At 37.2% G+C, this 12,385-nt stretch carries 14 protein-coding genes; 13 read left to right on the top strand and 1 reads right to left on the bottom strand.

The genetic code is table 11. The annotated features are described in order from the left end of the window. Nucleotides 1–5 precede the first annotated feature (5 nt). From AC5WOF_RS07110 to racE, 6 genes are all read left to right on the top strand, one after another. A complete protein-coding gene (locus AC5WOF_RS07110) occupies nt 6–929 on the top strand; it encodes an ABC transporter permease (protein ID WP_496049247.1) in 924 nt (307 codons plus the stop codon). A 13-nt stretch (nt 930–942) separates the two neighbouring features. After that, complete coding sequence (locus tag AC5WOF_RS07105) at nt 943–1,956, top strand: ABC transporter ATP-binding protein (RefSeq protein WP_496049246.1); 1,014 nt, start codon at nt 943–945, stop codon at nt 1,954–1,956. A 5-nt stretch (nt 1,957–1,961) separates the two neighbouring features. Next, nucleotides 1,962–2,939, top strand: coding sequence for an ABC transporter ATP-binding protein (locus AC5WOF_RS07100; RefSeq protein ID WP_496049245.1), 978 nt, complete (start codon nt 1,962–1,964; stop codon nt 2,937–2,939). A 251-nt stretch (nt 2,940–3,190) separates the two neighbouring features. After that, nucleotides 3,191–4,093 carry an RluA family pseudouridine synthase gene (locus tag AC5WOF_RS07095; protein WP_496049244.1) on the top strand — a complete coding sequence of 301 codons (903 nt, stop codon included), beginning with the start codon at nt 3,191–3,193 and terminating at the stop codon, nt 4,091–4,093. Nucleotides 4,094–4,203: 110 nt separating this feature from the next. After that, the gene (locus tag AC5WOF_RS07090; protein ID WP_496049243.1) at nt 4,204–4,656 is read left to right on the top strand and encodes a MarR family winged helix-turn-helix transcriptional regulator; all 453 of its coding nucleotides are present in this window, start codon (nt 4,204–4,206) and stop codon (nt 4,654–4,656) included. A gap of 95 nt (nt 4,657–4,751) precedes the next feature. After that, nucleotides 4,752–5,561, top strand: coding sequence for a glutamate racemase (gene racE / locus AC5WOF_RS07085; RefSeq protein WP_496049242.1), 810 nt, complete (start codon nt 4,752–4,754; stop codon nt 5,559–5,561). Nucleotides 5,562–5,673: 112 nt separating this feature from the next. Here racE and AC5WOF_RS07080 read toward each other — a convergent pair whose 3' ends face one another. Beyond that, nucleotides 5,674–7,065 (bottom strand): tetratricopeptide repeat protein, encoded by a 1,392-nt coding sequence (locus AC5WOF_RS07080; RefSeq protein WP_496049241.1) that lies wholly within the window; start codon nt 7,063–7,065, stop codon nt 5,674–5,676. A 283-nt stretch (nt 7,066–7,348) separates the two neighbouring features. Here AC5WOF_RS07080 and AC5WOF_RS07075 point away from each other — a divergent pair, with 283 nt between their 5' ends. The 7 genes from AC5WOF_RS07075 (at nt 7,349) to AC5WOF_RS07045 (ending at nt 12,351) form a co-directional block, all read left to right on the top strand. Continuing rightward, nucleotides 7,349–7,807, top strand: coding sequence for a hypothetical protein (locus tag AC5WOF_RS07075; RefSeq protein ID WP_496049240.1), 459 nt, complete (start codon nt 7,349–7,351; stop codon nt 7,805–7,807). 1 nt (nt 7,808) lies between these two features. Beyond that, entirely contained in the window at nt 7,809–8,162 is a 354-nt protein-coding gene (locus AC5WOF_RS07070; protein WP_496049239.1) for a hypothetical protein, read from the top strand. A 566-nt stretch (nt 8,163–8,728) separates the two neighbouring features. Further along, nucleotides 8,729–8,968 carry a hypothetical protein gene (locus tag AC5WOF_RS07065; protein WP_496049238.1) on the top strand — a complete coding sequence of 80 codons (240 nt, stop codon included), beginning with the start codon at nt 8,729–8,731 and terminating at the stop codon, nt 8,966–8,968. An 80-nt stretch (nt 8,969–9,048) separates the two neighbouring features. Beyond that, complete coding sequence (locus AC5WOF_RS07060; protein ID WP_496049237.1) at nt 9,049–9,330, top strand: hypothetical protein; 282 nt, start codon at nt 9,049–9,051, stop codon at nt 9,328–9,330. Nucleotides 9,331–9,367: 37 nt separating this feature from the next. Next, the gene (locus AC5WOF_RS07055; protein ID WP_496049236.1) at nt 9,368–10,756 is read left to right on the top strand and encodes a class III lanthionine synthetase LanKC N-terminal domain-containing protein; all 1,389 of its coding nucleotides are present in this window, start codon (nt 9,368–9,370) and stop codon (nt 10,754–10,756) included. Nucleotides 10,757–10,780: 24 nt separating this feature from the next. Beyond that, on the top strand, nt 10,781–11,227 hold the full coding sequence (locus AC5WOF_RS07050; protein WP_496049235.1) for a GNAT family N-acetyltransferase: 447 nt from the start codon (nt 10,781–10,783) through the stop codon (nt 11,225–11,227). A 95-nt stretch (nt 11,228–11,322) separates the two neighbouring features. After that, nucleotides 11,323–12,351, top strand: coding sequence for a GerMN domain-containing protein (locus tag AC5WOF_RS07045; RefSeq protein ID WP_496049234.1), 1,029 nt, complete (start codon nt 11,323–11,325; stop codon nt 12,349–12,351). The last annotated feature ends 34 nt before the right edge of the window (nt 12,352–12,385 follow it).

Here is a 12,385-nt window from a genome sequence, read left to right as displayed (position 1 = left end):
CAACGATGAATACACCAAAAAAAGTGCAAAAAAGTTGGTTTGAGCCCCTTGCCCCATCCGAAAAAAATAGTGAGGTCTTAGCTCCGCAGACAGGTTATTGGAAGGATGCTTGGAGACGCTTCAAAGCAAATAAGGGTGCTCTTATCGGACTTGTGTTGATCATTCTTTTACTTTTGATTGCATTTATTGGTCCCGTATTTAATGGTTTTGACTATAAGACGCAAAACTTATCCATATCAAATCAAGAGCACCTATCTGGTCATTTTTTAGGGACAGATAGCCTAGGTCGAGATTTATGGCAACGTGTTTGGTATGGTGCAAAAATCTCCTTATTAATCGCCTTTATCGCTGCTTTTTTAGATGTAGTAATCGGGGTGACATTTGGAGGAATTTCGGGTTACTTTGGCGGGCGTGTGGACAACGTGATGCAACGCATATTGGAGATTATGTACTCCATTCCAAATATCGTCGTTATCATCCTTCTCATGATGTACTTGGAACCTGGAATCTTGCCTATCGCCGTTGCTTTAGCTTTTACTGGATGGGTACCGATGGCTCGAGTAGTTAGAGCACAAATTTTAAAATTAAAAACACAAGAGTACGTTTTAGCAGCTCGTACAATGGGGGCAAGTCACTTTCGTATCTTGTTTAAACATTTGATTCCAAATGTGATAGGGCCCATCATTATTGCTGTAACCTTTTCTATTCCATCCGCCATTTTCTTTGAAGCTTTTCTAAGTTTTATTGGACTAGGGCTGCGTCCACCATCGGCTAGTTTAGGGATACTGGTGAGTGATGGGTATCGAACTCTGCAACTGTTCCCTCATCAATTATTCTGGCCAGCTCTTGTTTTATGTATTATTATGCTTTCTTTTAACCTGATCGGAGATGGATTGCGAGATGCACTTGATCCAAAAATGAAAAAGTAAGGAGGGAGCAAGGATGAAACCGATATTGGAAGTGTCTGATCTACATGTCACGTTTCGCTCGGAACATCAAGAGGTAAAAGCGATACGCGGTGTGGACTTTACCGTTCAAGAAGGTGAAGTTGTCGCATTTGTTGGGGAATCCGGTAGTGGGAAAAGTGTTACGTTTCAATCCATTATGCGTCTTCTTCCCCAACCACCTGCTAATATAGATAAAGGTACGATTCTTTATAATGGTCGAGATATAACCAAGTTATCCGAAACGGAGATGCAAAAAATTCGCGGAAAAGAGATCGCGATGATTTTCCAAGATCCGATGACCTCTTTAAATCCTACTATTCGAGTTGGAAAACAAATATCGGAAAGCTTGATGAAACACCAGAAAGTAACTTATAGAGAAGCGAAAGATCGTGCAATAGAATTATTAAAAATGGTTGGAATACCTAGTCCTTCCGAACGTGTAAACCAATTTCCTCATCAGTTCAGTGGTGGGATGCGTCAAAGAGCGATGATTGCAATGGCATTGGCCTGCTCGCCGAAATTATTGATAGCAGATGAACCAACGACTGCCTTGGATGTAACCATTCAGGCGCAAATTATTGATTTGTTAAAAGATCTACAGACTAACACTGGTTCTTCTATTGTCTTTATTACGCACGACTTGGGTGTAGTTGCAGAGATTGCGGATCGTGTTGCTGTCATGTATGCAGGGAAAGTAGTGGAAACAGGAACCTTAGATGAAATTTTTTATAATCCTAGACACCCTTATACATGGGGTTTGCTGGCCTCTATGCCAAGAATAGATCAGGACCGTGAAAATGATCTTGTATCCATTCCTGGTTCTCCACCAAGTCTGGTAAACCCGCCGGTTGGTTGTCCGTTTACTGCTAGGTGTCCGTATGCGATGAAAATATGTCAAGAGCAGATGCCAGAGGCAACAAAATCATCTGATTCTCATCAAGTTGCTTGTTGGTTACAGCATCCAGATGCACCTAAAGTAGAAAATCCAGCTTTGTCAGAAGGGAGGTGAGGAGATTGACTAAACCAATTTTAGAAGTGAAAAATTTAGAGAAACACTTTCAAATAGATCGAAACAAAGTTTTAAAAGCAGTAGACGGTATTTCTTTTGAAGTTTTTCCTGGAGAAACTTTTGGTTTGGTAGGAGAATCTGGCTGTGGTAAATCTACTGCGGGAAGAACAATTATTGATCTCTATAATGCAACAAATGGAGAAGTATTGTTCGAAGGAAAAAATGTTCATAAACTAAAAGGTAAAAATCAAAAGAATTTCCGTCGTGAGATGCAAATGATTTTCCAAGACCCCTATGCAAGTCTAAATCAGCGTAAAACGATTATGGAGATTATCGCAGAAGGTTTAGATATTCATGAGTTAGCAAGTGGGAAAAAGAGAGAACAGATCGTCTATGATCTTCTAGAGACTGTTGGCTTGAATAAAAGCCATGCGAGTCGTTATCCTCACGAATTTAGTGGTGGACAACGTCAGCGGATTGGGATTGCACGAGCAATTGCGATGCAGCCGAAATTTATCATTGCGGATGAACCTATCTCAGCACTAGACGTATCGGTTCAAGCGCAAGTAGTGAACTTAATGCGTAAACTGCAAAAAGAAAATGGATTAACCTATCTCTTCATCGCTCACGATCTTTCGATGGTCAAATATATTAGTGATCGTGTTGGAGTGATGTACTTAGGCAGAATGGCGGAATTAGCAGATAGTGAAAAGCTATATGAGGAACCTCTTCATCCGTATACACAAGGGTTACTATCTACTGCGCCTATTCCAGATCCAGTTCAAGCGAGACAGAGGGAAAAAATCCGTATCAAAGGAGAACTGCCATCTCCTCTAAATCCACCAAGTGGATGTCGCTTTCGGACTCGATGTCCTCATGCGATGGCAGTTTGTGCACAAGTCGATCCGATTTGGCAAGAAGCAAAGCCGAATCATTGGGTAGCGTGTCACTTATATTCCAGTTCAAATTCAAATCCTCAGTAATGAGGATTTTTTTATAGATAAGAGTATGATTTTATCTTATCTATAAAGCGAGACAGAGGCTGACTTTTCTCTTTAGCGACCTGTACACCTGGTGTGCTTATTTCCTTGTCTGAGGTGCATAAGTGCAACTAAGCCTCTGTCTGCGCCTCGAGAGAGCAAGTTTCTTTATCATGCCCCAAAGCTTTCTTTTTTCACAAAAATTGGTATGATAGGTTAGGGTTTGATGGATATGAAGTGGGAAGGCGATCAATGTGCAATTTTTAGTAAATGCCACAGAAAGTGGGAAAATGTTAAAGCAGATATTGCAAAATAGGTTTCATTTTTCTCGTCGAATGTTTCGTCGTCTGCGAGAAGAGCAAAGAGTATGTGTAAACCAAAAGATTGTTTACTATACATCTAGACTGATAGAAGGCGATGTTGTCGAAGTTCGATTGGAAGAAACAAATGATGATTGCTTTATTCTGCCGCAAAAAGTCGATTTCACGGTCGTGTTTGAAGATGATGATATTTTAATTATAGATAAGCCAGCAGGATTAGTCGTTCATCCGACGATGGGATATAAGGATGGTACACTCGCTAATGGAATTGCTTACCATGCTAGAGAACGTGGTGAATCCTATCTTTTTCGCCCTGTAACAAGGTTAGATAAAGATACATCTGGAATCATGGTGATAGCAAAACATGCCCATGCTCACGCTATGTTATCAAAGCAAATGAAGAAAAAACGCTATCAAAGAACGTATGTGGCCATTTGTCATGGTTATATTACTCCATCAAGAGGTACCATAGATTTACCAATCGGCTTGTCCTCTTCCAGTATTATTGAACGAGTGATTGATCGAGAAAATGGAAAAGAAGCCATTACCCATTATGAGACTCTTACACGACTAGAGGATGCAACAATAGTAAAGTTATCATTGGAAACAGGGAGAACTCATCAAATACGTGTTCATCTAGCTTCCATCGGACATCCCATTATTGGAGATACTTTGTATGGGGTAAAAGAAAGACACCAGTGGATTTCGCGACAAGCTTTACATGCCAAGGAAATTGAGATTTTCCATCCAAGTCGATACGAGTGGTTTAGATGGTCCATTCCTGTGGCAGATGATATGCAAAGGTTAACAGAAAAACTAACAGTTAAGCTTTTATAAATAGTAAACAATCTTTATTAAAAAGTTGACATTTCTATTTGTTTTAGAGAGCTTTCTATTCTATAATCTTATTACTGTTTTGTATATAAATAGTTCTTAAGGGGAGTATTATGGACAAAAACCAGCCCATTCTGCCAGATACTGTGAGTGAGATCGAGTTTTTTTTACGGGAAATTAGCGTGATCATGAAGTGGAAAGGACGCGATATTCTCGCAGATTTTCCGATCACCCCTCCACAGTTCTCTGCACTAATATGGCTTTATAAGGATGGGGATATGACAATTGGTGAGCTAAGTCAAAAAATGTATATTGCATGTAGTACGATGACAGATTTGATTGATCGTATGGAGAAAAATAAGTTAGTAACACGTATTCGAGATGAACGAGATCGAAGAGTAGTACGAATTCAAATGCTGGATTACGGGAAAGGCATTATTCAAGAAGTTTTATCTGCAAGACGTGCCTATTTGGGCCGTATACTTGAAAAATTTACTCAAGAAGAAGCACAGCAGACAGAAGATGTTTTGCGGTTGATATATAAACAAATGCTAACTACAGATTAGTAATTTCCCCCTTTGGTCACCAAAGGGGTTGCTTTTTTGTACATTAGTAATATCCTCATGTATAGGTGGTAAACTGGAGGGAGCTAAAAACATTCATGAATAACCACGCAATTGGTGTTTTTGATTCAGGAGTAGGTGGCATAACGGTTGTCAAAGAAATAATGAGACAGCTTCCACACGAGACAATTTATTATTTTGGAGATACCTTACGCTGTCCATATGGAGAACGTAGCAAAGATGAAGTAAAACAGTTTACCTTAGAAGTTATTGATTTTTTGTTAAATTTTCCGTTAAAAGCAATTGTTATCGCTTGTAATACTGCAACAGCGGCAGCTTTAAATGATGTTCGAAAGCATGTATCTATTCCCGTTTTAGGTGTTATTGAACCTGGTGCTAGAGCAGCGATAAAAAGCACCACAAATGGTGAAGTAGGTATAATTGGAACCGTTCGCACAATTGATAGTGGTGCATATGAGCGTACATTAAGACGCATTCATCCCGATATTATTACTCATTCTTTGGCATGTCCCACACTGGTACCTTTGGTAGAGAGCGGATTACATCATTCTTCTGAGGCAGATGATATCGTCGCGAAAGCATTGACTCCGCTTCGCGGATTAAGTATGGATACTTTAATTTTAGGATGTACCCATTATCCACTGCTTGCTTCTTCGGTTCAAAAAGTGATGGGAGATAAGGTGAAGTTGATCAGTTCTGCTGAGGAAACAGCGTCAGAGCTGAGTACGATTTTGCAATATGGTAATATGCTTGCTACAAGACATCAGAAGCACCGCTTCTTTACCACTGGTGACACGAGCAAATTTGCAAGTTTAGCCGGTGCTTGGCTTGATCTAGACATTGAACCAGAGCAAGTATCACTAAGTTATGCAACAAAAGTGGATTGAAGATGAGATAGTCATATAGTTAAGGGAAATTTATAGTAGATTAATGCGCGGTGGTTTGGAAATAAAAGAAGGAGATTCCACTATCTCCTTCTCTTTCAAAATTCCATAATAGTTAACCGTTGGGGGGATCAGCTTCAAAGATACGTCCTGCTGTTTGAGATTGAAGTTCTTTTGTTGTCATCTTTTGATCACCTCCATTCAATAATAAACTATTCTGATAAAAAATAGTCATATATTTATAATGTTTTTCTGGATCTTTGTTTTCGTAAAACTTAGTAAGCTCCAGTGCAATATCTCGTTGCTGTGTTCGGAAGGAGTGTTTTTCTGCTAGTTGAAGTGCTTCTATAAAGTGGTCAATCGCTTCTTTTTGCAAGTTTTGTTTCGATTTGCATCGTGCAAAACCAAACTGGGATTCGCAAAGTTTGAGTAAATCATTTTCTTTTTTGCTAATTTTCATTGCCTTCTGTAGTTCCTCTTCTGCTCGTTCGATGTTTTCTTCTTCTAGATATAGCAATCCCAATTGAAAATGATTGGTAGCTGATAGGAATTTTCGCTGGATTTTTCCTTCCAAGTGGGCAGCAGTTTGGAAGCACTTCATTGCTAGGTTGAATTCTCCTAGATGATTGTAAGAGGTTCCGAGGGTTGTCCAGAGTTCAAAACAGCGGTCATAATTCTCCCCTCGTCTGGCGATTTCGATCCCTTCTGACGCGAAACGTATTGCCTTTTTATACATCTGCTGCTTGTTGTATAGCTTGGCTTGTAGGTCGTACATATTTAACTGGATCTCCGTATCAATTTCATCAAGATGAGACCACATTTCCTCTAAAATCGCCATGGCTTCACTGATTTGATCTAATCTTTCGAGATAGATGGCTTTACTCAATGACAAATGATACTTGAAATGTTTTCTCTCGCCGTCCGGTTTAAATGCGTCTAACCCATTTTCCACACACAGCAAAGCATTGTCAAGATTATTCTGTCGATAGGCAATACGAGCGAGTTCATAGAAGCTTGCGCTTTTGATATTGGTTGATTGGATTTCCGGATAATCTTCAACAATCTGAATGGCTTTTACAAAGTTGATATGGGATTTGGGCCAATTTTGATTTTTGTAATAGTATTTTCCTTTTAAATAACTGGTAACAGCAATATACGGATCATCCATTGGTAGTTTGAGCTTTTTCAATGCTTTATTTGCTTTTGTGTAGTCTCCACAATCCATTTTTGTTTCGATTGCTTTCAAATCCAATTTCAAAATAGCGAGAGTATCAATTTCTTTCTTTTTTTTCTCTTTGAGAAGACGAGGTAAGTCTTTCTTTTTTACTCCTAATTTTTCAAATAAGCGATAGACTTTTCCCTCACTTACATGTTTTCGACCCAATTCAAAGTTACTAATCGTTCCTGCGGAGATTCCTTCTTCTTCTAAGTCCCGTTGATGCAATTTTTTACTCATTCGTAAGGATTTAAAAAGCTCTCTTACCTTTGTGAGATCCAAGTCTTCCATTATCATCTTCCTTTATCCTTAGTATAGAATATTTTTTTAAAAAGAAAAATAGGATAATTCTGTATTTTATGTACCCTTTTAGTAGTGTAGATACTATTTTTAGTTGTGTAATACCATTTTAAGGCATTATGTTTTATGTTTTTGGTTATATTGAACCTAATGTAGAGGATGAATGGTTTAATTTCGCTGATTTGTCAGAAAATTTTAATTTTGTTATGCTCTATGCAGAGGATAAACAACTAGGGGATTACAGCGGATTTCTATCTAAATCAGGGGGAGTACGATGAGAGCCAATCAGGTAAATACACTATTACCATCTCTACCAAGACGGAAAGAAAAAGGGTCGAATTTTTTTCAGATTGTTGTTGCTGGAGGCTTGGAAAAAGTAAAAAGATTTTGGGAGTTTTTAAAATCTTTTACAGGGTATCGATTGTCTCATGATTATCATATGGTGTTTGGGCAATTGAATCAAAAAAAAGATCTGCATGTCGTCATGCAACTGGAAGAGACACCTTATCATTTGTCTCGTTTTCAAAGAAAAGAAAGTATCGTGCGAATTCAAACAACAGATGGAAAGAAAATTGAATTTCCTTTGCTGGATGTTCAGATCGTGGAGATGCTGAACAAAATGGTCTATATACAAGGGAAGTCGTACGATATCTTCGCCAATCCTATTTACGTTAGAAGAAATGAAATAGAAGTGGTTGCTTGCACAGTAGTGGATGGAGGGGAGAACGTCTGAAATGGAATTGAGCGAAGCAATACAAACAGGTAGAGAGTTAGCGGAATATTTCGTTTATTGCTGTGGTGAGGGAGAAGACTACGTTCCACTTATTGAAAGGTTACGGGAAGCTAAAACACGTTCCACTCTCTTGCAAGCGTTTTACATTCTTCTGCATTATGGGGAACAATATCTGAAACAAAAAATGGAGGGAATGAACCAAAAAAGAATGGAAGATCTCTTTCGGTTTTTCCTGACAGGAGATATTGAGAAAGTTAGTCGGTTTCGGTCTACCCTCATTACCAGCATCTCAACTTTTGAGTTAGAAAAGATTCACCGACAAGAGAGATATTTATTAGAGTTACTTAGTTGTTAGATCAAGAATTATTTTAACAAAAAGTCAATGGGAATTATGTCTAATATCTTTTAGGGGAGTGGGATTGTGAGGAAGTTGCCAGAAAGTGAACTTCATCAACTCTATACAGAAAGATTTTACACATACAGAGACTTAGCAAAACACTTTCGTTGTTCAAAAAGAACCATTCGATCGAATATCGAACATTATGGAATACCAAAGTTACCAAAAGGAAACAAACTAGCAAGGTCTTTAAAGATGAGTGATATCAAATTAAGAGCATTACTTTATGAACTCCACTGGATAAAAGGAATGTCTCTAAAAAAGATTGCAATCTATTTAGGAACAAAGGATGAGACTATCTCTGTGACATTCAAAAGATACAATTTGAAATACCGTTCAAACAAGAAAAAGAAACTAAGGTAGGCTCTCAAATGAATTTTGGGAGCCTTTCACAAGGGATACTAAAACGGAATAGAAAAAAATGAAACTATAAAATAAGATATAAATAACAAAAATAGTATAAATAGTAAATAAATATAAACAGTCAATTTTCTATCCATTATCATCGAGAGGAGGTGAGAGATATGTCAAATGCATTAAAACAGGTTATAGAACGTTTAAAATCAGATTTCAGTTTTGCTGAACAATATTTGAATAATCCATCGTTGGCTCTACAAAGCTATCAATTGGAAAGTAATGAATATCAAGCTTTGGTTGCTCGAAACGCAAATGATCTAGAAAGACTGGGAGTTTCTATAAGTGATATTCGTGCAGCAGAATCTGGTGGGCATAGCCAACAATGTTCGACTGATTGCTATCGATAATGCTAAGTCCCCTCAAATCATTGATATTTGAGGGGTAATTTTTTGAGTGAAAGAGGTGTACCAGAATAGAGACTAAGAAATTGGTAGAAGATACTCTACAAAAGTTTTTAGGTGAGTATGTATATGATGAAATGTACAAGGGGAATCTAACTCCTTCAAATTGGCAACATTTCTATGATTTTATTGTCATGTGTTATAAGGTCCCTCAAAGTGATAGACCTACAGTGAGTCAACTATCCACTATTTTCAAAGAAAAAAACATCCCGAATTCAGGTAGTCTTGCTATTCTTTATGCTCATGGGCTTTATATATTAGCACGATCAGAAGGGAGAAATATATTTAAAGGAGGGTTTAATTATTAAGAATTTTAGTGGTATTTACAAAGTGAATTGTAAGTTTGTGAACCGACTTGAAGAATGTCAATTAAAAATAGACGACCAAACAATTTGGGCATTTCCTATATTTGAAAATGCAATACCTATACCAGATCAAGGAATTAAACTGCATATAAGTGCAACTATCAAGAATGCAAATAAAATCGCAAAAAAAGTGATGCCGTTTTTAATGAGTAAAAGGATTCAATTTAAAATTACCAAAGGTTTATTTGAGTTGAACAATTTAAATAGAGGTTTTTATGGATACACACAAATAGGTAAATTCATTACTGTATACCCAACCACAGAAAAACAATTGATGTGGATATCCAAAGAACTTTGTCATTTAACGAGAGGATTTGATGGGCCATTTATACCTTCAGACAAGAAACTACGTGGAATTATTTATTATCGATTTGGTTCATTTAAACGAAGTGAAAAGGGGGATTCTGTTCTTAAAAAGACAACAGGAGAGATTATAAAAGATTCACGACTTCCCGGAGATGCTATTCCTGATTGGATCTCTGATCCTTTCTTTAACACAAGATGTAGATCAACTGAAGTGAATATTCCTTCACAATATATTTTGTTGGAAGTGTTAAAAAAAAGTGGAAAAGGCGGTGTTTATCGGATTTTAGATTTGTCTCATAGACCACCAGTAACTAGAATAATGAAAGAGGCAAAGAAATACGGAAACCTAGAATTTTCAAAGGTTGACGCAAGAGATCGATTACAGTGGGAGTGTACATTATTTTGTAAACTGGAGAAATTTCACATCTCGCCTAAAGTATATAATCGATTTCATCTAGATTCTAGTTCTTTTTCTGTTGTGACAGATATGGGAGATAACACATTAATCAATCTTTTGTCAAAGAAAAGGTTTGAATTGGAAGAAACCATCAATATTGGGATTCAATTATGTCAAGTAACAAAATTATATCATGATCAAGGAATAATTTTACGTGATCTTTCCTTGGATAATATCATCTGGGAAAAGAACAAAATAAAAATCATTGATTTAGAACACGCTTATCACAAAAATAGTCCTCCAGTGACAGCCATTGGAACACCTGGTTTTTCTCTTCCCAGACAAATGGACTCAAGGTATCAGCCTCTCCATCCTGTTCCAAGCCACGATATTTATTCCATTGGGGCAATTATATATACATTACTTTCCCCTGTAAGTTATCTGGAATATTTACGATTTTTCAATTCTGATAAAACCAGAAGTGTAGAAAAAGCGTGGGAAAGATCAGCTCTTTCAATCAATGCCCCTAAAGAATTAAGAATGATTTTAAATAAATGCCTTACAATCAATTTTAAAAAAAGGTATAGGTGTTTGGATACATTCATAACAGATTTAACAAATGTTATGAGCAGGGAAAAAGACTGGAAAATGGAAAATAACTGTTAACCAATTAGAAATGGAGAGTACACGATGAAGTATACTAACTCGTTAGAAAACATAACCTCACAACAATTAGATGGAGGTTTTTTTGTTGGATGGCCCAATCCTCCAGCACCTGATACGCATTTTATGCTATTAAAAAATAGTTATAAATGTATAGTAGCAATAGATGAAACAGCAGAAAGAGTAGTCGGATTTATTAATGCTGTTAGTGATGGTGTCTTATCTGCCTATATCCCCTTTTTGGAAGTTTTGCCGGAGTACCAAGGAAAAGGTATTGGAAAAAAACTTGTAAGACTGATGATAGAAGAGCTAAAGGACTTGTATATGATTGATTTGTTATGTGATGAACATTTGCAATCTTACTATGAAAAGTTAGGATTACTAAAGACTCAAGGTATGTTTATTCGGAATTATGAAAATCAATCAGGAATAAAGCAGATGATGAAAATGAATGAACACACACTAGGCTCTTAACAAAAACAAACAAGTTTTTATGGAAAAAGTTGTCCTAATTTCTTCCCAAGGCTCGTATACATGAGTTAAATAAACAGTCCAATGGGAGGACAATTATGCGAAACAAAGCAAAAGCTATGGTATGTATGTTACTTTTTCCAGCCGCACTAACTGGTTGTTTTTCCGGTCCTAATGCAAAGGCTTCCAAACCGATTGATCCACCACAAGGTGAAGCTCAAGTTGTCCATGCAAAAGTAGAACCAAAGAAAGAGACACAGGGTCATTTGACAGAGTTATATACTCTGAACCAAGATGGCTATATTATGCCATACTCTGTAAAGTTATCGGGAAAATCCCTAGCAAAAAGCTCCCTAGAGAGTCTAATAGAAGGTAATCAAACAGCTGCACTGCTTCCGAAGGGGACAAAGAGTGTACTGCCAAAAGGAACAAGAGTACTCAGTGTGAAGATCAAAAAAGGAGTAGCAACTGCAAATTTCTCCAAAGAATTTAAAAACTATAAGCAAGCAGATGAAACAAAAATTTTAAATGCTATCACTTGGACGCTTACTGGTTTTAGTAACATTAAATCTGTTAATTTGCAGATAGAAGGCAAAAAACTAGCATTGATGCCAAAAGGAAAAACGGTTGCTCAAGGTTTGACTCGTGCAGATGGTATAAACGTAGAAGTGGCTAATGGAGTGGATATAAGTGCAAGTATGCCCGTAACACTTTATTTTTTAAGTCAAGCGGATGATGATTCGATCAGTTATGTTCCAGTTACTCGACTGGTCAATCGCTCTGCCAATATTGGCGAGGCAGTTATAAAGGAATTAGTAAAAGGACCAATGGAAAACAGTCATTTAATAGGTCCGCTAGACACGACTACAACCATCAAAAGTGTCAAAATTGAAGGAAAACAGATTACAGCCAATTTTGGGAAAGAAATTTTACAGTACAATGATCAAACTGCGGCTTCCAAAAGTGCTCTGGATTCCATTGTCTTATCTTTGACACAAAACATAAACGCCAATAAAGTAAAAATTGTTGTCGATGGTAAAACGACAATTGGAGTATTAAATAATCAAGGAAAAAATGTAGATTTACCCGTTTCAAGACCGAAACAAGTTAATCCGAGTGGACTATGAATACTCCCACCATCCTAGGATGTTGAACAAAGTA

The sequence above is a fragment of the Shimazuella sp. NTD250 genome (assembly GCF_059510375.1).
The sequence above is the reverse complement of the archived record's forward strand: the minus strand, read 5'-3'. Positions and strand labels throughout refer to the sequence as shown.